Source organism: Pseudoduganella sp. jia 9 (assembly GCF_055502615.1).
This window is the reverse complement of the sequence record NZ_JBUPWE010000022.1, coordinates 62,090-78,681: the sequence shown is the minus strand read 5'-3', so window position 1 is coordinate 78,681 and position 16,592 is coordinate 62,090. Positions and strand designations below refer to the sequence as shown.

31 protein-coding genes are annotated in these 16,592 nt (G+C 58.8%); 1 reads left to right on the top strand and 30 read right to left on the bottom strand.

Annotation, left to right across the window (positions count from 1 at the left end; translation table 11 throughout):
• Positions 1-68: 68 nt before the first annotated feature.
• From rplQ to rplC, 28 genes are all read right to left on the bottom strand, one after another.
• The gene (gene rplQ, locus ACY34H_RS25870; RefSeq protein ID WP_464980310.1) at positions 69-467 is read right to left on the bottom strand and encodes a 50S ribosomal protein L17; all 399 of its coding nucleotides are present in this window, start codon (positions 465-467) and stop codon (positions 69-71) included.
• Positions 468-591: 124 nt separating this feature from the next.
• Positions 592-1,569, bottom strand: a complete 978-nt coding sequence (locus ACY34H_RS25865; RefSeq protein ID WP_137315746.1) for a DNA-directed RNA polymerase subunit alpha — start codon at positions 1,567-1,569, stop codon at positions 592-594.
• 117 nt (positions 1,570-1,686) lie between these two features.
• On the bottom strand, positions 1,687-2,310 hold the full coding sequence (gene rpsD / locus ACY34H_RS25860; RefSeq protein WP_189442138.1) for a 30S ribosomal protein S4: 624 nt from the start codon (positions 2,308-2,310) through the stop codon (positions 1,687-1,689).
• Between the two features lie 294 nt (positions 2,311-2,604).
• The gene (rpsK, locus tag ACY34H_RS25855) at positions 2,605-3,009 is read right to left on the bottom strand and encodes a 30S ribosomal protein S11 (protein WP_028101645.1); all 405 of its coding nucleotides are present in this window, start codon (positions 3,007-3,009) and stop codon (positions 2,605-2,607) included.
• Positions 3,010-3,023: 14 nt separating this feature from the next.
• Positions 3,024-3,389, bottom strand: a complete 366-nt coding sequence (rpsM, locus tag ACY34H_RS25850) for a 30S ribosomal protein S13 (RefSeq protein WP_130186538.1) — start codon at positions 3,387-3,389, stop codon at positions 3,024-3,026.
• Positions 3,390-3,403: 14 nt separating this feature from the next.
• A complete protein-coding gene (rpmJ, locus tag ACY34H_RS25845) occupies positions 3,404-3,517 on the bottom strand; it encodes a 50S ribosomal protein L36 (RefSeq protein ID WP_005663407.1) in 114 nt (37 codons plus the stop codon).
• Positions 3,518-3,550: 33 nt separating this feature from the next.
• Entirely contained in the window at positions 3,551-3,769 is a 219-nt protein-coding gene (gene infA / locus ACY34H_RS25840) for a translation initiation factor IF-1 (protein ID WP_005663428.1), read from the bottom strand.
• Positions 3,770-3,783: 14 nt separating this feature from the next.
• Positions 3,784-5,118, bottom strand: coding sequence for a preprotein translocase subunit SecY (gene secY, locus ACY34H_RS25835; protein ID WP_464980309.1), 1,335 nt, complete (start codon positions 5,116-5,118; stop codon positions 3,784-3,786).
• A 27-nt stretch (positions 5,119-5,145) separates the two neighbouring features.
• The gene (gene rplO, locus ACY34H_RS25830; RefSeq protein WP_137315744.1) at positions 5,146-5,577 is read right to left on the bottom strand and encodes a 50S ribosomal protein L15; all 432 of its coding nucleotides are present in this window, start codon (positions 5,575-5,577) and stop codon (positions 5,146-5,148) included.
• Positions 5,578-5,604: 27 nt separating this feature from the next.
• Positions 5,605-5,787 (bottom strand): 50S ribosomal protein L30, encoded by a 183-nt coding sequence (gene rpmD, locus ACY34H_RS25825; RefSeq protein WP_130186541.1) that lies wholly within the window; start codon positions 5,785-5,787, stop codon positions 5,605-5,607.
• A 4-nt stretch (positions 5,788-5,791) separates the two neighbouring features.
• Entirely contained in the window at positions 5,792-6,310 is a 519-nt protein-coding gene (rpsE, locus tag ACY34H_RS25820; protein ID WP_050409755.1) for a 30S ribosomal protein S5, read from the bottom strand.
• Between the two features lie 10 nt (positions 6,311-6,320).
• Positions 6,321-6,683, bottom strand: coding sequence for a 50S ribosomal protein L18 (rplR, locus tag ACY34H_RS25815; RefSeq protein ID WP_130186542.1), 363 nt, complete (start codon positions 6,681-6,683; stop codon positions 6,321-6,323).
• A 13-nt stretch (positions 6,684-6,696) separates the two neighbouring features.
• Positions 6,697-7,230 (bottom strand): 50S ribosomal protein L6, encoded by a 534-nt coding sequence (gene rplF, locus ACY34H_RS25810; protein WP_131148092.1) that lies wholly within the window; start codon positions 7,228-7,230, stop codon positions 6,697-6,699.
• A gap of 10 nt (positions 7,231-7,240) precedes the next feature.
• Positions 7,241-7,636: a 30S ribosomal protein S8 gene (gene rpsH / locus ACY34H_RS25805; protein WP_131148093.1), complete on the bottom strand. Its 396-nt coding sequence runs from the start codon at positions 7,634-7,636 to the stop codon at positions 7,241-7,243.
• A gap of 14 nt (positions 7,637-7,650) precedes the next feature.
• Positions 7,651-7,956: a 30S ribosomal protein S14 gene (gene rpsN, locus ACY34H_RS25800; protein ID WP_130186545.1), complete on the bottom strand. Its 306-nt coding sequence runs from the start codon at positions 7,954-7,956 to the stop codon at positions 7,651-7,653.
• Positions 7,957-7,962: 6 nt separating this feature from the next.
• Positions 7,963-8,502, bottom strand: a complete 540-nt coding sequence (gene rplE / locus ACY34H_RS25795; RefSeq protein ID WP_130186546.1) for a 50S ribosomal protein L5 — start codon at positions 8,500-8,502, stop codon at positions 7,963-7,965.
• 6 nt (positions 8,503-8,508) lie between these two features.
• Positions 8,509-8,823 carry a 50S ribosomal protein L24 gene (gene rplX / locus ACY34H_RS25790; protein WP_131148095.1) on the bottom strand — a complete coding sequence of 105 codons (315 nt, stop codon included), beginning with the start codon at positions 8,821-8,823 and terminating at the stop codon, positions 8,509-8,511.
• A 9-nt stretch (positions 8,824-8,832) separates the two neighbouring features.
• Entirely contained in the window at positions 8,833-9,201 is a 369-nt protein-coding gene (gene rplN, locus ACY34H_RS25785) for a 50S ribosomal protein L14 (RefSeq protein ID WP_130186548.1), read from the bottom strand.
• 259 nt (positions 9,202-9,460) lie between these two features.
• Positions 9,461-9,733 (bottom strand): 30S ribosomal protein S17, encoded by a 273-nt coding sequence (gene rpsQ, locus ACY34H_RS25780; protein WP_130186549.1) that lies wholly within the window; start codon positions 9,731-9,733, stop codon positions 9,461-9,463.
• Positions 9,730-9,921: a 50S ribosomal protein L29 gene (gene rpmC, locus ACY34H_RS25775; RefSeq protein WP_130186550.1), complete on the bottom strand. Its 192-nt coding sequence runs from the start codon at positions 9,919-9,921 to the stop codon at positions 9,730-9,732. The genes rpsQ and rpmC overlap by 4 nt, the downstream gene beginning before the upstream one ends.
• Positions 9,922-9,933: 12 nt before the next feature.
• Positions 9,934-10,353, bottom strand: a complete 420-nt coding sequence (rplP, locus tag ACY34H_RS25770) for a 50S ribosomal protein L16 (RefSeq protein WP_056337588.1) — start codon at positions 10,351-10,353, stop codon at positions 9,934-9,936.
• 14 nt (positions 10,354-10,367) lie between these two features.
• Complete coding sequence (gene rpsC, locus ACY34H_RS25765) at positions 10,368-11,156, bottom strand: 30S ribosomal protein S3 (RefSeq protein ID WP_131148097.1); 789 nt, start codon at positions 11,154-11,156, stop codon at positions 10,368-10,370.
• A 9-nt stretch (positions 11,157-11,165) separates the two neighbouring features.
• On the bottom strand, positions 11,166-11,498 hold the full coding sequence (rplV, locus tag ACY34H_RS25760; protein WP_175425006.1) for a 50S ribosomal protein L22: 333 nt from the start codon (positions 11,496-11,498) through the stop codon (positions 11,166-11,168).
• The gene (gene rpsS / locus ACY34H_RS25755; RefSeq protein WP_093556914.1) at positions 11,495-11,770 is read right to left on the bottom strand and encodes a 30S ribosomal protein S19; all 276 of its coding nucleotides are present in this window, start codon (positions 11,768-11,770) and stop codon (positions 11,495-11,497) included. Before rpsS ends, rplV begins: the two co-directional genes overlap by 4 nt.
• A 9-nt stretch (positions 11,771-11,779) precedes the next feature.
• On the bottom strand, positions 11,780-12,607 hold the full coding sequence (rplB, locus tag ACY34H_RS25750) for a 50S ribosomal protein L2 (protein ID WP_131148098.1): 828 nt from the start codon (positions 12,605-12,607) through the stop codon (positions 11,780-11,782).
• A complete protein-coding gene (rplW, locus tag ACY34H_RS25745) occupies positions 12,607-12,921 on the bottom strand; it encodes a 50S ribosomal protein L23 (protein ID WP_131148099.1) in 315 nt (104 codons plus the stop codon). The genes rplB and rplW overlap by 1 nt, the downstream gene beginning before the upstream one ends.
• Positions 12,918-13,538, bottom strand: coding sequence for a 50S ribosomal protein L4 (rplD, locus tag ACY34H_RS25740; protein ID WP_131148100.1), 621 nt, complete (start codon positions 13,536-13,538; stop codon positions 12,918-12,920). Before rplD ends, rplW begins: the two co-directional genes overlap by 4 nt.
• Positions 13,539-13,541: 3 nt before the next feature.
• Positions 13,542-14,198, bottom strand: coding sequence for a 50S ribosomal protein L3 (gene rplC / locus ACY34H_RS25735; RefSeq protein ID WP_464980308.1), 657 nt, complete (start codon positions 14,196-14,198; stop codon positions 13,542-13,544).
• A 250-nt stretch (positions 14,199-14,448) separates the two neighbouring features.
• Here rplC and ACY34H_RS25730 point away from each other — a divergent pair, with 250 nt between their 5' ends.
• Positions 14,449-14,793, top strand: coding sequence for a hypothetical protein (locus ACY34H_RS25730; RefSeq protein WP_464980307.1), 345 nt, complete (start codon positions 14,449-14,451; stop codon positions 14,791-14,793).
• A gap of 116 nt (positions 14,794-14,909) precedes the next feature.
• On the opposite strand, the gene rpsJ is transcribed toward ACY34H_RS25730, so the two are convergent.
• Together rpsJ and tuf are read right to left on the bottom strand one after the other, a co-directional pair.
• Positions 14,910-15,227 carry a 30S ribosomal protein S10 gene (gene rpsJ, locus ACY34H_RS25725; RefSeq protein WP_050409777.1) on the bottom strand — a complete coding sequence of 106 codons (318 nt, stop codon included), beginning with the start codon at positions 15,225-15,227 and terminating at the stop codon, positions 14,910-14,912.
• Positions 15,228-15,385: 158 nt separating this feature from the next.
• A complete protein-coding gene (tuf, locus tag ACY34H_RS25720; protein WP_464980306.1) occupies positions 15,386-16,576 on the bottom strand; it encodes an elongation factor Tu in 1,191 nt (396 codons plus the stop codon).
• Between the last annotated feature and the right edge of the window lie 16 nt (positions 16,577-16,592).

Sequence of the window (16,592 nt, the reverse complement as noted above, 5' to 3'; positions counted from 1 at the left end):
ATGCGCGAACAATGCGACGGGGATAAAAAAAGCCGGGCAAGCCCGGCTTTTTCATGACTGCGCGAAGATTACTCTTCAGCGGTCGGTGCTGCTTCGATGTCGCTTGGTTCCGGACGGTCCAGCAGTTCGACGTAAGCCATCGGAGCGTTGTCGCCGACGCGGAAGCCCATCTTCAGGATGCGCAGGTAGCCGCCGTTGCGGGCAGCGTAGCGCGGGCCCAGTTCAGCGAACAGCTTCTGGACGATTTCGCGGTCGCGCAGGCGAGCGAATGCCAGGCGCTTGTTGGCCAGCGTGTCGGTCTTGCCCAGGGTCAGGATCGGCTCGACGACGCGACGCAGTTCCTTGGCTTTCGGCACGGTGGTCTTGATCGCTTCGTGGCGCAGCAGCGAAACGGTCATGTTGCGCAGCATTGCCAGACGGTGGGACGAGGTACGGTTCAGTTTACGGAGGCCGTGACGGTGACGCATGGTACTTCCTTTCTAGGTGTTTAAATCCGGACTCTTCGATCGCCAGGCACTTGATAGGCCCGGCGCGGGTCGGTAATTAAGGTTAAAACGTCCGGCGCGACATGCGCCGGACGGGTACGACGATTTATTTCTCGAGACCGGCAGGTGGCCAGTTTTCCAGCTTCATGCCGAGGGTCAGGCCGCGCGATGCCAGCACTTCCTTGATCTCGTTCAGCGACTTGCGGCCCAGGTTCGGCGTCTTCAGCAGCTCGTTTTCCGAACGCTGGATCAGGTCGCCGATGTAGTAGATGTTCTCGGCCTTCAGGCAGTTCGCGGAGCGAACCGTCAGTTCCAGGTCGTCCACCGGGCGCAGCAGGATCGGATCGACCAGCGGAGCACGCGACGGTGCTTCGGCGGTGGCTTCCGTGCCTTCCAGCGCGGCGAACACGTTCAGCTGGTCGACCAGCACGCGTGCCGACTGGCGGATCGCTTCTTCCGGCGTGATCACGCCGTTGGTTTCGATGTTGATGATCAGCTTGTCCAGGTCGGTACGCTGTTCAACACGGGCCGATTCCACGGAGTACGACACGCGGCGGACCGGCGAGAACGATGCGTCCAGGATGATGCGGCCGATCGTCTTGTTCGTGTCTTCGGACAGGCGGCGGACGTTACCCGGCACGTAGCCACGGCCCTTTTCGACCTTGATCTGCATGTCCAGCTTGCCACCGGCGGTCAGGTGAGCGATCACGTGATCCGGGTTGATCAGTTCCACGTCGTGCGGCAGGTCGATATCCGAGGCCAGCACGGCGCCTTCGCCTTCCTTCTTCAGGGTCAGCGTGACGGAATCGCGGTTGTGGACCTTGAAGACCACGCCCTTCAGGTTCAGCAGCAGGTCGACCACGTCTTCCTGCACGCCGTCCAGCGACGAGTACTCGTGCACCACGCCGGCGATCGTGACTTCGGTCGGCGCGTAGCCGATCATCGACGACAGCAGCACGCGACGCAGGGCGTTGCCCAGCGTGTGGCCGTAGCCGCGCTCGAACGGCTCCATCACGACTTTTGCGTGACCGGCGCCCAGGGCTTCGACGTCGATGATACGTGGCTTCAACAAACTGTTTTGCATTGAAATGTCCTTTTCATTACCCTCGGCTCGTTACACCGATAAGGCTGATGGCATTAGTGAAAAAGCCCACTCTGCTTAGGAGTGGGCATTATTGCTACTGATTGCTACTTACCGCGATTAACGCGAGTACAGTTCGACGATCAGCGATTCGTTGACGTCGGCAGCGATTTCGCTACGTTCCGGGAACGACTTGAAGGTACCTTCCATTTTCTTGGAATCAACCGACACCCATGCCGGCATGCCGACTTGTTCTGCCAGCGACAGCGCTTCCAGGATACGGGTCTGCTTCTTGGCCTTTTCGCGCACGGCGATCACGTCGCCGGTCTTGACCACGTACGAAGCGATGTTCACGACATTGCCGTTCACGGTGAACGCCTTGTGCGACACCAGCTGGCGTGCTTCAGCGCGGGTCGAGCCGAAGCCCATGCGGTAAGCAACGTTGTCCAGGCGGGTTTCCAGCAGCGTCAGCAGCGTTTCGCCGGTGTTGCCCTTGCGGCGGTCGGCTTCGGCGAAGTAGCGGCGGAACTGGCGCTCTAGGATGCCGTACATGCGCTTGACCTTCTGCTTTTCGCGCAGCTGGTTGCCGTAGTCGGAGGTGCGGGCACCCGACTTGACGCCGTGCTGGCCTGGCTTGATGTCCAGCTTGCACTTCGAGTCCAGCGAACGGCGTGCGCTCTTCAGGAACAGGTCAGTACCTTCACGGCGGGAGAGTTTTGCTTTTGGTCCGATATAACGTGCCACGGTGTTTTCCTTAAATATTAAATGACGCCCCGAGTCGCATCGGAGCAGGTAACGCGCGTATTTGGCGACGAGCCAACTACCGGGCTAACTGCAGCGACCAGGCGCTAGTCTGACCCTCTAATCCGTCAGACGGTGGCTCAACAAGCCCGCCGACCGAAAATCGACAGGCAAAAATAGCCGGACAGTGTAACCGTTTCCGATCAACTGTTCCAGCGATTTTTACATCAGGGTGACGGTGGCCGGTTCCGGAGAACCGGCCATTGTCATACCGAGCGTATGCCGGTATCTAACGGATTAGATACGACGACGCTTCGGCGGACGGCAACCGTTGTGCGGCACTGGCGTCACGTCCTGGATCTCGGTGATCTTGATGCCCAGGTTGTTCAGCGCGCGAACAGCGGATTCGCGGCCAGGACCAGGGCCCTTGATACGCACTTCCAGGTTCTTCACGCCGCATTCCTGCGCCACTTTGCCAGCCGCTTCAGCAGCAACCTGCGCTGCGAACGGGGTCGACTTACGGGAGCCCTTGAAGCCGGCGCCGCCCGAAGTTGCCCACGACAGGGCATTGCCCTGGCGGTCGGTGATCGTGATGATCGTGTTGTTGAAGGAAGCGTGAACGTGAGCGATACCTTCAGCGACGTTCTTCTTGACCTTCTTGCGAACGCGTGCTGCTGCAGCGCTGCTTTGTTGCTTAGCCATAGTGGTTTCCTAGATTATTTCTTCAGCGATTGAGCGGCTTTGCGCGGACCTTTGCGGGTACGTGCATTGGTGCGGGTGCGCTGGCCGCGGACCGGCAGGCCCTTGCGGTGACGCATGCCGCGGTAGCAACCCAGGTCCATCAGACGCTTGATGTTCATCGACAGTTCACGGCGCAGGTCGCCTTCAACAACGAACTTGCCGATCTCATCACGCAGCTTTTCCAGCTCGCTGTCGTCCAGGTCCTTGATCTTCTTGTTGGTCGCAACACCCGTTTGTGCGCAGATGAACTGCGCGCGCGGGCGGCCGATACCGTAAATTGCCGTCAGGCCGATCACGGTGTGCTGATGATTTGGGATGTTAACCCCTGCAATACGTGCCATTCGTTATTCCTCGATTAACCTTGACGCTGCTTGTGACGCGGTTCGACGCAGATAACACGAACGACGCCTTTGCGCTTGATGATCTTGCAGTTGCGGCAGATCCGCTTGACTGAAGCGTTAACTTTCATTTTGCACTCTCTTCTTGGATTCGATACTTAAAATTACTTGGTCCGGAACACAATACGGGCCCGGGAGAGGTCGTACGGCGTCAACTCCACCGTCACCTTGTCGCCGGGGAGAATGCGGATATAGTTCATCCGCATTTTACCCGAAATGTGTCCAAGCACCACGTGGCCGTTTTCCAGCTTTACTCGAAACGTTGCATTCGGGAGATTCTCCAGAATCTCGCCCTGCATCTGTATAACGTCGTCTTTTGCCATAGTGACCTTATCGCTTAGCGGGTCGGAATGCCGCCTTTGAAGTTAGCCTTGCGCAGCAGCGAATCGTATTGCTGCGACATCACGTAGTTCTGGACCTGGGCCATGAAGTCCATGGTCACGACCACAATGATCAACAGGGAGGTGCCACCGAATACAAAGGACACTTTCCACTGGGCTTGCATAAACTCCGGCAACAGGCACACCAGGGTAATGTAGACGGCGCCCGCCAGGGTCAATCGGGTCAGGATCTTGTCGATGTAGCGGGCAGTCTGCTCACCGGGACGAATCCCTGGCACAAAGGCCCCGCTCTTCTTCAAGTTATCCGCAGTTTCCTTGCTGTTGAACACCAGTGCGGTGTAGAAGAAGCAGAAAAACACGATCGCCACAGCATACAGCAGTGCATGGATGGGCTCGCCTGGGCTCAACGAAGCAGCCAGATCTTTCAGGAAGCGTACAACAGGGTTGCTGTTGTCCGCGCCACGTGCGAACCAGTCCACGATGGTGGCCGGGAACAAGATAATCGACGATGCGAAGATCGGCGGAATCACGCCTGCCATGTTCAGCTTCAGCGGCAGGTGGCTGGTTTGCCCACCGTAGATCTTGTTACCGACCTGACGTTTGGCATAGTTCACCAGGATCTTGCGCTGGCCACGTTCCACGAACACCACGACATAGGTCACGGCTGCAACCAGGATCACGATGATGATGGCGGAGATCGCACTGATCGCACCGGTCGACACCTGGGTGAACAAGCCACCCATCGCGCTCGGCAGACCGGCAGCGATACCGGCAAAGATGATGATGGAGATGCCGTTACCGAGACCGCGCTCGGTAATCTGCTCCCCCAGCCACATCAGGAACATGGTGCCGGTCAGCAGCGTTACCACGGTGGTGAAGCGGAACGCCAGGCCCGGATCGAGCACCAGGCCAGGCTGGGCTTCCAGCGCGACGGAGATGCCGAATGCCTGGAACAATGCCAGGCCCACGGTGGCGTAACGGGTGTACTGGGTGATCTTGCGACGGCCAGCTTCCCCTTCCTTCTTCAGCGCTTCCATCTGCGGAGACACGATCGACAGCAACTGCATGATGATCGAGGCCGAGATGTAGGGCATGATGCCCAGCGCAAACACCGTGAAGCGCGACAGGGCGCCGCCGGAGAACATGTTGAACATGCCCAGCAGGCCGCCCTCTTGCGACTTGAACAGTGCGGCCAGCTGTACCGGGTCGATCCCCGGCACCGGGACGTGAGCCCCGATGCGGTAGACTACCAGAGCGCCCAGCAAAAACCACAGACGGTTCCAGGGGAACCCGGCTGCGGCACTTTTAGCAAGCTGCGGATTAGTCGCCAATTTTCGCTCCGTTCAAGCTTAAGCGTCTCAGGCTACCGAGCCGCCAGCCGCTTCGATGGCCGCTTTCGCGCCGGCGGTCACTTTCAGGCCCTTGATGGACACTGCCTTGGTGATTTCGCCGGAAGCGATCACGCGCACGTCGCGCGCCAGCACGTTCAGCACGCCGGCCTGCTTCAGCACCAGCAGGTCCACTTCGGACACGGCCAGGGCGTTCAGGTCGGACAGGCGAACTTCAGCCTTGAAGGTTGCGTTCAGCGATTTGAAGCCACGCTTCGGCAGACGGCGCTGCAGAGGCATCTGACCGCCTTCGAAGCCGACTTTGTGGAAGCCGCCCGAACGCGATTTCTGACCCTTGTGACCACGGCCGGCAGTCTTGCCCAGGCCGGAGCCGATACCGCGGCCAACACGGCGCTTGGCGTGTTTCGCGCCTTCGGCTGGTTGAATGGTATTCAATTCCATTGTGTTCTCCAGATCGTAAGCCGGGGCTTACGATACAACCTTAACGAGGTAAGCGACCTTGTTGATCATGCCGCGTACCGATGGCGTGTCCTGCAGCTCGGAAACCGAGTTGACACGGCGCAGGCCCAGACCACGCACGGTAGCGCGGTGGTCTTGGCGGGTGCCGATCAGGCCCTTCACCAGTTTGACTTTGATAGTGCTCATGGTCATCCCCTTAAGCCAGAATGTCTTCTACCGACTTGCCGCGTTTCGCAGCGATCTCGGCAGGAGTGCTCATTTTCGACAGGCCGTCCAGGGTGGCGCGCACCAGGTTGTACGGGTTGTTCGAACCGGTGGATTTCGCCACCACGTCCGTCACGCCCATCACGTCGAAGATAGCGCGCATTGCGCCACCAGCGATGACGCCAGTACCTGGCTTGGCCGGGCTCATCATGACGCGCGAGGCGCCATGGCGGCCGGTAACCGTGTGCTGCAGCGTACCGTTCTTCAGAGGCACCTTGATCAGGTTGCGACGGGCTTCTTCCATTGCCTTCTGCACACCGACCGGAACTTCCTTCGACTTGCCCTTGCCCATGCCGATGCGGCCATCGCCGTCACCAACCACGGTCAGCGCCGCGAAGCCCATGATACGACCACCCTTGACCACTTTGGTCACGCGGTTGATCGCGATCATTTTTTCGCGCATGCCGTCATCCGGCTTGTCGCTTTGCATTTTTGCTTGCATTTTTGCCATGATCGTACCCTTAGAACTTCAGACCGGCTTCACGCGCGGCATCAGCCAGCGCCTTCACACGGCCGTGGTAACGGAAACCGGAGCGGTCGAACGCTACTTCGGTGATACCTGCCTTGATTGCCTTTTCGGCGACGCGCTTGCCCACCAGTGCGGCAGCGGCGGCGTTACCACCCTTGCCCGACTTGCCGGCCAGTTCGGCGCGAACTTCTGCTTCCACGGTAGACGCCGAAACCAGAACTTTAGCGTCCGGGCTGATCAGGTTCGCGTAAATGTGCAGGTTAGTGCGGTGGACCGACAGGCGGTTCACTTTCAGTTGCGCGATCTTGATGCGGGTTTGACGTCCGCGGCGCAGACGAGATTGCTTTTTATCCATCGTCAGCCCCTAATTACTTCTTCTTGGTTTCTTTGATCTTAACCACTTCGTCCACATAGCGGACGCCCTTGCCTTTATAAGGCTCAGGGGAGCGGTAAGCACGAACTTCTGCGGCAACCTGGCCGACCTGTTGACGGTCGATACCCTTGATCACGACTTCGGTCGGGGTCGGGGTGGCCACGGTCACACCTGCCGGCATTGCATGCACGACCGGGTGGGAGAAGCCCAGCGACAGGTTCAGCTTGTCGCCTTGTGCCTGTGCCTTGTAACCCACGCCCACCAGGGACAGCTTCTTCTCGAAGCCCTTGGTGACGCCGGTAACCATGTTGTTGACCAGTGCGCGCAGCGTGCCGGACATGGCGTTCGCTTCACGGGATTCGTTGGCCACATCGAACGACAGCGTGCCGTTGTTGTTTTCAACTTTGACCAGGCCGTTCAGGCTCTGGGTCAGGGTGCCCAGCGGGCCCTTGACGGTGATCGCTTGTGCGGAGATGGCGACTTCGGCGCCAGCCGGCACGGCGATCGGCATTTTAGCTACTCGAGACATGTGTTACTCCTTAAGCCACGAAGCAGATGACTTCGCCACCGACGCCGGTAGCGCGCGCTTTGCGATCGGTCATGACGCCTTGCGGAGTCGACACGATAGCCACGCCCAGGCCGTTCATCACGGTCGGGATTTCATCCTTGCCTTTGTAGACGCGCAGACCCGGACGGGACACGCGCTCCAGGCGCTCGATGACAGGACGGCCGGTGTAGTACTTCAGGCCGATTTGCAGTTCCGCTTTGCCTTCGTTGGAGGACACTGCGAAATCTTCGATGTAGCCTTCGTCCTTCAGGACGGAGGCGATCGCCACTTTGACTTTCGACGACGGCATTGCAACGGTGGTCTTCTTCACACCCTGTGCATTGCGGATACGGGTCAGCATATCGGCGATAGGATCGCTCATACTCATTGCTTATTCTCCTATTACCAGCTGGCTTTGGTCATACCCGGGATTTCACCACGCATGGCGAATTCACGGAGCTTGGTGCGGGCCAGACCGAATTTACGGAAGGTGCCACGTGGACGACCGGTGATGGCGCAGCGGTTACGCTGGCGGGTCGGAGCGGAGTTACGCGGCAGGGCCTGCAGTTTCAGGCGGGCTTCGTAACGCTCTTCTTCCGACTTCGACTGGTCGTCGATGATGGCTTTCAGGGCGGCGCGCTTGGCGGCGAATTTCTCCACCAGGTCGGCACGCTTCTGTTCACGGTTAATCAGTGCGAGTTTTGCCATGATCGGTTAGTTCCTGAACGGGAATTTGAATGCGGCGAGCAGAGCTTTCGCTTCGTCGTCGGTCTTGGCGGTCGTGGTGATCGAGATGTTCATGCCACGCAGCGCGTCGATCTTGTCGTACTCGATTTCCGGGAAGATGATCTGCTCTTTGACGCCGATGTTGTAGTTGCCACGGCCATCGAACGAGCGACCGGACACGCCACGGAAGTCGCGCACGCGCGGCAGGGCCACGGTGATGAAGCGATCCAGGAATTCATACATACGGGCGCCGCGCAGGGTCACCATGGTACCGATCGGGTAGCCTTCGCGGATCTTGAAACCGGCGATAGCTTTACGCGACTTGGTGGTCACCGGCTTCTGGCCGGCGATCTTGGTCAGGTCGCCAACGGCGTGTTCCAGGACCTTCTTGTCAGCGATTGCTTCGCCCACACCCATGTTCAGGGTGATTTTCGTCAGGCGCGGCACTTCCATTACCGATTTGTAGCCGAATTTCTCGGTCAGCTCGGAAACGACCTTCTCTTTGTATACTTGTTGCAGACGGGCCATTTTCAATTACCCCTTCACTACTTCGCCGGAGGACTTGAAGACGCGGACTTTTTTACCATCCACTTCCTTGAAGCCCACGCGATCGGCCTTGCCGGTCGCAGCGTTGAACAGAGCAACGTTGGACACGTGAATCGGCATGGTCTTGTCGACGATGCCACCAGTTACGCCCGTCATCGGGTTCGGCTTGACGGCCTTCTTGGCCACGTTCACGCCTTCTACCACGACGTGCTCAGCGTCTACACGCTGGGTCACTACGCCGCGCTTGCCCTTGTCCTTGCCGGTCAGGACGACGACTTCGTCGTTTTTGCGAATCTTATCCATTGTGACTCCTTACAGGACTTCCGGTGCCAGGGACACGATCTTCATGAACTTCTCGGTGCGCAGTTCGCGCGTCACCGGGCCAAAGATACGGGTACCGATCGGTTCCAGTTTGGAGTTCAGCAAGACGGCAGCGTTGCCATCGAACTTGACCAGGGAACCGTCCTGGCGACGCACACCCTTAGCGGTGCGCACAACCACGGCGTTATAAATTTCACCTTTTTTGACGCGGCCACGAGGCTGCGCCTGCTTAACCGTGACCTTGATCACGTCGCCGATGCCAGCGTAACGGCGCTTGGAACCGCCCAACACCTTGATGCACATAACTTCTTTCGCACCGGTGTTGTCGGCTACCTCGAGCCGGCTTTCAGTTTGAATCATAGTATTCTCTTTCCCAACTTAAGCCGAAGAATCCACACAATGCGGACCTCTCGGTCAGTCTTGGTCCCGCCAGCCATGCTGCTGCATTGCTGTTTGGGTGCTTGACCTTCATACAGTACTGACCGCGAAACCGCGTCTGTGGATAGACACTTAGCGGCGATACATGAACGAAGCCCGCAAGTATTACATACAACCTGCGGGCCTGCAAGAACTAATTGGAAAACGGACGGGAACGCAACGTTCCCGCCCGGCTTTCTTTTTAGACGATTTGTGCAGCTTGCACTACACGGGTCACCGTCCACGCCTTCGTCTTGGAGATCGGACGACCTTCCGCGATTTCCACCGTATCACCGGCTTTGACCTGGTTGGTTTCGTCATGTGCGTGGTATTTAGCCGAACGCACGATGATCTTGCCGTACAGAGGGTGCTTGACGTGACGCTCGATCAGCACGGTAACGGTCTTGTCCATCTTGTCGGACACCACTTTACCGATCAGCGTGCGCTTGAGCGACTGTTTCACTGGTTCGTTCATTTGGCTTCCTTCGTGTTCATAACCGTTTTGACGCGTGCGATGTCGCGGCGGACCTTCTTCAGCTGCGAGTTGTTGCTCAGCTGTTGCGTGGCGCTTTGCATACGCAGGCCGAACTGTGCCTTCAGCAGGTCGTTCAGTTCTTTCTGCAGAGCAGCCTGGTCTTTGCCACGGAGTTCAGATGCTTTCATATTTCACTCCAATTATTGGCCAACCTGGCGCACCACGAAGGTGGTTGCCAGCGGCAGTTTGGCAGCAGCCAGGCGGAACGCTTCGCGTGCCAGCTCTTCGCCGACGCCGTCCATTTCGTACAGCACTTTACCTGGCTGGATTTCAGCCACGTAGTACTCCGGGTTACCCTTACCGTTACCCATACGGACTTCAGCCGGCTTGTTCGAAATCGGCTTGTCCGGGAAGATACGGATCCAGATACGGCCGCCACGCTTGATGTGACGGGTCATGGCACGACGGGCAGCTTCGATCTGGCGAGCCGTGATACGGCCACGCGCGACGGCTTTCAGACCGAATTCGCCGAACGACACGGCGGTGCCGCGCGTATGCGAAATACCGGTGTTACGGCCTTTCTGCTCTTTACGATACTTCCTGCGAGATGGTTGCAGCATGCTTTTTCTCCTGCTTATTCAGCTGCAGCCGGCTTCGCAGCGCGGCGAGCGGCTGGGGCGCCTGGTTTGGCGCCCGGACCTGGACGTGGGCCACGGCCCGGCTTACCGTCGTCGCGACGCGGACCGCGTGGCTTCTTCTCGTCGGCCGGGGTGTCGATGACTGGTGCTTCGCCGGTGGCGGAACGGTCACCCTTGTACACCCACACCTTGACGCCGATGATGCCGTAGGTGGTCGATGCTTCGGACGTGCCGTAGTCGATGTCCGCCTTCAGGGTATGCAGAGGCACGCGGCCTTCGCGATACCATTCGGTACGGGCGATCTCGATGCCGTTCAGACGGCCGGACGACATGATCTTGATGCCGACGGCACCCAGGCGCATTGCGTTCTGCATTGCGCGCTTCATGGCGCGGCGGAACATGATCCGCTTTTCCAGCTGCTGGGCGATCGAATCGGCGATCAGCTGCGAATCGATTTCCGGCTTGCGGATTTCCTCGATATTGACGTGCACCGGCACGCCCATGATCTTGGTCAGTTCCGACTTCAGCACTTCGATGTCTTCGCCTTTTTTACCGATCACAACGCCCGGACGGGAGCTGTACACGGTGAAGCGGGCGTTCTTCGCAGGACGCTCGATGACGATGCGGCCGACGGAGGCGTTCTTCAGCTTCTTCTTCAGGTAGGCGCGTGCCTTCAGGTCTTCGTTCAGCATCGAAGCGAAGTTACCGTTGGTCGCGTACCAGCGGGAAGCCCAGTTACGGGTAACGGCCAGACGGAAGCCGGTTGGATGAATTTTCTGTCCCATCTTGGCTCCTTAGTTTCCGACCGTCAGGTAGACGTGGCAGGACTGCTTCGAGATACGATCGCCACGGCCCTTTGCACGCGCGGTGAAGCGCTTCAGGATCGGGCCCTTTTCGACGTAGATCGTTTTCACGTACAGTTCGTCGATATCGGCACCATCGTTGTGCTCGGCGTTCGCAATAGCGGACTCCAGCACTTTCTTCAGGATGGCCGCGCCTTTTTTCGGGCTGAACTGCAGGATGTTCAGCGCAGCGTCAACCTTCTTGCCGCGGATCAGGTCAGCCACCAGGCGACCCTTTTGATCCGACAGGCGTACGCCTTTGAGGATTGCTTTGGTTTCCATTATTTCTTCGCCTTTTTGTCAGCAGCGTGGCCCTTGAACGTACGGGTCAGCGCGAACTCGCCGAGCTTGTGACCAACCATGTTCTCGGACACGTACACAGGCACGTGCACCTTGCCGTTGTGCACGGCAATCGTCAGGCCGATGAAGTCAGGCATGATCGTCGAACGGCGGGACCAGGTTTTGATTGGCTTCTTGTCTTTGGTCGCTTGCGCGGCTTCGACTTTCTTCACCAGGTGGGCGTCGCAGAACGGCCCTTTTTTCAATGAACGGGTCATGATTTATCCTTATTTCTTGCCGCGGCGCGAGACGATCATCGAAGAAGTGCGCTTGTTCGAACGCGTCTTCTTGCCCTTGGTCTGCTGGCCCCATGGCGACACTGGGTGACGACCAGCGGCGGTACGGCCTTCACCACCACCGTGCGGGTGGTCGATCGGGTTCATGACCACACCACGGACGGTCGGACGCACACCGCGCCAACGCATCGCACCGGCTTTACCGATCTTGCGCAGGCTGTGTTCGGCATTGCCGACTTCACCCACGGTTGCGCGGCACTCGATGTGCACGCGGCGCACTTCGCCGGAGCGCAGGCGCACCTGGGCGTAAGTACCTTCGCGGGCCATCAGCACGACTGCGGCACCGGCGGTACGTGCCATCTGGGCACCTTTACCTGGCAGCATTTCGACGCAGTGGATCACGGTACCAACCGGGATATTGCGGATCGGCAGGGTGTTACCGGCCTTGATCGGCGCTTCCGAGCCGTTCATCAGCGTATCGCCGACGGACAGGCCTTTCGACGCGATGACATACTTGCGCTCGCCGTCGGCGTAGCACAGCAGGGCGATGTGCGCCGTGCGGTTCGGATCGTATTCGATACGTTCCACTTTCGCCGGGATACCATCCTTGTTGCGCTTGAAGTCGACGATACGGTAGTGCTGCTTGTGACCACCACCGATATGACGGGTGGTGATGTGGCCGTTGTTGTTACGGCCGGCGGTCTTCGATTTTTTCTCAACCAGGGCTGCCAGCGGACGACCTTTGTACAGGTCGGCGTTGACAACCTTCACCATGCCGCGACGGCCTGGGGAGGTTGGCTTCATCTTAACGAGTGCCATTATTTAGCCTCCTCGGAGAAATTGATTTCCTGGCCAGGCTTCAGGCACACGAAAGCACGCTTGGTAGCATTGCGACGGCCGATGAAACGACCCGAACGCTTGACTTTACCTTCGCGGTTAACGGTCTGCACCGATTCCACTTCGACCTTGAACAGCAGTTCAACGGCGGCCTTGATTTCTGGCTTGGTCGCGTCCGGAGCAACACGGAACACGATCTGCTCGTTCTTTTCCGCGACCATGGTGGCCTTCTCGGAAATGACCGGCGCCACCAGCACCTTCAACAGGCGCTCTTCGCTAAATTTGACGGCGCTCATGCCAGCAACTCCTCAATCTTGGCCAGTGCCGCTTTGGTAACCAGGATCTTCTTGTAGAAGACCAGCGACATTGGATCTGCATGACGCGGCTCCACGACCAGCACGTTCGGCAGGTTGCGGGAAGCCAGCAGCAGGTTTTCTTCGATGTTGTCGGTGATGATCAGGACCGAATCCAGACCCAGGCCGGTCAGCTTTTGCGACAGCAGCTTGGTTTTCGGGGCTTCGATCGACAGTTCTTCGATCACAACCAGGCGCTCTTCGCGAGCCAGCTGGGAGAGGATCGAGCACAGACCTGCGCGGTACATCTTCTTGTTCACTTTGTGGGTGAAGTTCTCGTCAGGCGAGTTCGGGAAGATGCGACCACCGCCACGCCACAGTGGCGACGACGACATACCAGCACGGGCGCGGCCGGTGCCTTTCTGACGCCAAGGCTTCTTGGTCGTGTGGTGAACCTGTTCACGGTCCTTCTGCGCGCGGTTGCCGCTACGGGCGTTCGCTGCATAAGCAACCACGATCTGGTGGATCAGGGCTTCGTTGTAATCACGGCCGAAGACGGTGTCTGCAGCAGCAACGTTGGACGCGGCTTGACCTTCAGCGTTCAAGAGCTTGAGTTCCATGAATTAAGCTCCCTTCTTAGCTTTGACTTTAACGGCTGGCGAGACGACCACCTGACCGTTTTTCGCGCCTGGTACAGCACCTTTCACCAGCAGCAGCTGACGCTCTGCGTCGATGCGGGCGATTTCCAGGTTCTGGGTCGTGACGGTGACGTCACCCAGGTGACCCGTCATGCGCTTGCCAGGGAACACGCGGCCCGGATCCTGCGCCATACCGATGGAGCCAGGAACATTGTGCGAACGCGAGTTACCGTGGGTAGCACGGCCGGATGCGAAGTTGTAACGCTTGATGGTACCGGCGTAGCCTTTACCGATCGAGGTGCCCTGCACGTCGATCTTCTGACCGACTTCGAACAGCGAAACGGCGACGACTTCGCCAGCTTTCAGTTCGGCAGCTTTGGCTGCGTCGACACGGAACTCTTTCAGCAGAGTACCGGCTTCGACACCAGCTTTGGCATAGTGACCCGCAGCGGCTTTGGTCACGCGGGAAGCGCGACGTTGACCGAATACGACCTGAACAGCGGAGTAACCATCCGTTTCAGGAGTTTTGATTTGCGCAATACGGTTGTTCGACACGTCCAGCACGGTCACAGGGATCGAATCCCCGTCGTCCGTGAAGATGCGCATCATGCCAACCTTGCGACCGAGGAGGCCAAGGCTCATTTTTTCTCCATTCCCACCTACGATTGGGCGGGGCTATGTTGAACTACTAAAAGTGGTAAGGACGAAAAAGGACATTTCCATACCGAAGCCGGCTAGTGTACTTTGATTTGCCTCTTGACGCAACAAGTTAGTACGGGGTATGTCGATGCCTGTTGCGCGAAATTTGCACAGCCGCCACGCACTGCCGAGAGCGATGTTTTTATGCCATGAAAATCGGGCATCATGGCGCCTTTCGATCACAGGAGCCACGATGCGCACCCCCTCCCCCACCGCTCTTTTCGTCCTTGCCGCCCTGTGCGGCGGGGCCCATGCCCAGGATCTGGCGCAGGTACGAAAAGGCTATGCCGACATGTGCAAGCAAGCCGTTGCCATCCCTGCCGACATTGGCGGCGAAAGCGACCTGAAGGGGCATGCCAAGCTGTCACCTTATTGCGACTGCGTCGCCGTCCCTTGGGCGGAGCGGGCGCTGAAGGCACTCAACGGCGCGGCAGCACCGAGCAAGGAGCAGTTCGCCAAGGACGAATGGGCCACCCGCACCAATTGCCGCAAGAAGGTCGGCGCGCCGCCGCCGCCGGCGATCAAGCCGGTGGCGTGAGGCGACCGGCACCACAAAAACAAAACGGGCACCCCGCCAATGCGAAGTGCCCGTCCTTTCATCCGGCGGCGTTCAGAACTGAATGCCGCCCGATGCAACGAATCCGTATAAAACGATTACTGCAGCTTGATCTCGACGTCCACGCCAGCCGGCAGGTCCAGCTTCATCAGTGCGTCAACGGTCTTGTCGGTCGGATCCACGATGTCCATCAGGCGCTGGTGGGTGCGGATTTCGAACTGGTCGCGCGAAGTCTTGTTCACGTGCGGGGAACGCAGCACGTCGTAACGCTGGATGCGGGTCGGCAGGGGAACCGGACCTTTGACCACGGCGCCGGTGCGCTTGGCGGTGTCAACGATTTCGAGTGCGGACTGGTCGATCAGTTTGTAGTCGAAAGCCTTCAGGCGGATGCGGATCTTTTGATTCGGGGTGGACATGCTGATTCCTTAAAAAGAACGAACCGGCGCAGTGTACGAACACTTCTCCGGCAATATGGAAATATGCAACTCTTTACAACTCTGCAACGACTGCTCAACATAAAAGCAGCGGGACCGGCATGATATCACGCCCTGTCCCGCCGCATCAACGCTGAAGCTTAGCCCAGGATCTTGGCTACAACACCCGCGCCGACGGTACGGCCGCCTTCACGGATTGCAAAGCGCAGGCCTTCTTCCATGGCGATCGGGGAGATCAGCTTGACGGTGATCGACACGTTGTCGCCCGGCATGACCATCTCTTTGTCCGCTGGCAGCTCGATCGAGCCGGTCACGTCCGTCGTACGGAAATAGAACTGAGGACGGTAGTTGTTGAAGAACGGGGTGTGACGGCCGCCTTCATCCTTCGACAGAACATAGATCTCGCCGGTGAAGTGGTTGTGCGGCTTGATCGAACCCGGCTTGGCCAGAACCTGGCCACGCTGCACGTCTTCACGCTTGGTGCCGCGCAGCAGCAGGCCGACGTTGTCGCCAGCTTGACCCTGGTCCAGCAGCTTGCGGAACATTTCCACGCCGGTGCAGGTCGTCTTCACGGTGTCGATGATGCCGACGATTTCGATTTCTTCGCCGACCTTGATGATACCGCGTTCGACACGGCCGGTCACCACGGTACCGCGGCCGGAGATCGAGAACACGTCTTCCACAGGCATCAGGAAGGCGCCGTCCACAGCGCGCTCAGGCGTCGGGATGTAGGTGTCCAGTGCGTCGGCCAGGCGGATGATGCACTCTTCGCCCATTTCGCCAGCCGCACCTTCCAGTGCCATACGTGCCGAACCTTTGATGATTGGCAGGTCGTCGCCAGGGAACTCGTACTTGGACAGCAGCTCGCGCACTTCCATTTCCACCAGTTCCAGCAGTTCTGCGTCGTCGACCAGGTCGCACTTGTTCAGGAACACGATGATGTAAGGCACGCCAACCTGACGGGCCAGCAGGATGTGTTCGCGGGTCTGCGGCATCGGGCCGTCAGCTGCGGAGCACACCAGGATCGCGCCGTCCATCTGGGCAGCGCCGGTGATCATGTTCTTGATGTAGTCGGCGTGGCCTGGGCAGTCAACGTGCGCGTAGTGACGGGCAGCGGTTTCGTACTCGACGTGCGCGGTGTTGATCGTGATGCCGCGTGCTTTTTCTTCCGGAGCAGCATCGATCTGGTCGTAGGCCTTGGCTTCGCCGCCGAATTTCTTCGACAGCACCGTTGCGATTGCCGCGGTCAGCGTGGTCTTGCCGTGGTCGACGTGACCGATGGTGCCGACGTTGACGTGCGGTTTAGTCCGCTCAAACTTACCTTTTGCCATTTTATTTCTTCCTTAG

Bases quoted from the DNA above. Each gene is read 5' to 3' on its own strand.
- rplQ (WP_464980310.1), bottom strand. From the start codon at position 467: ATGCGTCACCGTCACGGCCTCCGTAAACTGAACCGTACCTCGTCCCAC.
- ACY34H_RS25865 (WP_137315746.1), bottom strand. From the start codon at position 1,569: ATGCAAAACAGTTTGTTGAAGCCACGTATCATCGACGTCGAAGCCCTG.
- rpsK (WP_028101645.1), bottom strand. From the start codon at position 3,009: ATGGCTAAGCAACAAAGCAGCGCTGCAGCAGCACGCGTTCGCAAGAAG.
- rpsM (WP_130186538.1), bottom strand. From the start codon at position 3,389: ATGGCACGTATTGCAGGGGTTAACATCCCAAATCATCAGCACACCGTG.
- rpmJ (WP_005663407.1), bottom strand. From the start codon at position 3,517: ATGAAAGTTAACGCTTCAGTCAAGCGGATCTGCCGCAACTGCAAGATC.
- infA (WP_005663428.1), bottom strand. From the start codon at position 3,769: ATGGCAAAAGACGACGTTATACAGATGCAGGGCGAGATTCTGGAGAAT.
- rplO (WP_137315744.1), bottom strand. From the start codon at position 5,577: ATGGAATTGAATACCATTCAACCAGCCGAAGGCGCGAAACACGCCAAG.
- rpmD (WP_130186541.1), bottom strand. From the start codon at position 5,787: ATGACCATGAGCACTATCAAAGTCAAACTGGTGAAGGGCCTGATCGGC.
- rpsE (WP_050409755.1), bottom strand. From the start codon at position 6,310: ATGGCAAAAATGCAAGCAAAAATGCAAAGCGACAAGCCGGATGACGGC.
- rplR (WP_130186542.1), bottom strand. From the start codon at position 6,683: ATGGATAAAAAGCAATCTCGTCTGCGCCGCGGACGTCAAACCCGCATC.
- rplF (WP_131148092.1), bottom strand. From the start codon at position 7,230: ATGTCTCGAGTAGCTAAAATGCCGATCGCCGTGCCGGCTGGCGCCGAA.
- rpsH (WP_131148093.1), bottom strand. From the start codon at position 7,636: ATGAGTATGAGCGATCCTATCGCCGATATGCTGACCCGTATCCGCAAT.
- rpsN (WP_130186545.1), bottom strand. From the start codon at position 7,956: ATGGCAAAACTCGCACTGATTAACCGTGAACAGAAGCGTGCCGACCTG.
- rplE (WP_130186546.1), bottom strand. From the start codon at position 8,502: ATGGCCCGTCTGCAACAAGTATACAAAGAGAAGGTCGTTTCCGAGCTG.
- rplX (WP_131148095.1), bottom strand. From the start codon at position 8,823: ATGGATAAGATTCGCAAAAACGACGAAGTCGTCGTCCTGACCGGCAAG.
- rplN (WP_130186548.1), bottom strand. From the start codon at position 9,201: ATGATTCAAACTGAAAGCCGGCTCGAGGTAGCCGACAACACCGGTGCG.
- rpsQ (WP_130186549.1), bottom strand. From the start codon at position 9,733: ATGAACGAACCAGTGAAACAGTCGCTCAAGCGCACGCTGATCGGTAAA.
- rpmC (WP_130186550.1), bottom strand. From the start codon at position 9,921: ATGAAAGCATCTGAACTCCGTGGCAAAGACCAGGCTGCTCTGCAGAAA.
- rplP (WP_056337588.1), bottom strand. From the start codon at position 10,353: ATGCTGCAACCATCTCGCAGGAAGTATCGTAAAGAGCAGAAAGGCCGT.
- rpsC (WP_131148097.1), bottom strand. From the start codon at position 11,156: ATGGGACAGAAAATTCATCCAACCGGCTTCCGTCTGGCCGTTACCCGT.
- rpsS (WP_093556914.1), bottom strand. From the start codon at position 11,770: ATGACCCGTTCATTGAAAAAAGGGCCGTTCTGCGACGCCCACCTGGTG.
- rplB (WP_131148098.1), bottom strand. From the start codon at position 12,607: ATGGCACTCGTTAAGATGAAGCCAACCTCCCCAGGCCGTCGCGGCATG.
- rplW (WP_131148099.1), bottom strand. From the start codon at position 12,921: ATGAGCGCCGTCAAATTTAGCGAAGAGCGCCTGTTGAAGGTGCTGGTG.
- rplD (WP_131148100.1), bottom strand. From the start codon at position 13,538: ATGGAACTCAAGCTCTTGAACGCTGAAGGTCAAGCCGCGTCCAACGTT.
- rplC (WP_464980308.1), bottom strand. From the start codon at position 14,198: ATGAGCCTTGGCCTCCTCGGTCGCAAGGTTGGCATGATGCGCATCTTC.
- ACY34H_RS25730 (WP_464980307.1), top strand. From the start codon at position 14,449: ATGCGCACCCCCTCCCCCACCGCTCTTTTCGTCCTTGCCGCCCTGTGC.
- rpsJ (WP_050409777.1), bottom strand. From the start codon at position 15,227: ATGTCCACCCCGAATCAAAAGATCCGCATCCGCCTGAAGGCTTTCGAC.
- tuf (WP_464980306.1), bottom strand. From the start codon at position 16,576: ATGGCAAAAGGTAAGTTTGAGCGGACTAAACCGCACGTCAACGTCGGC.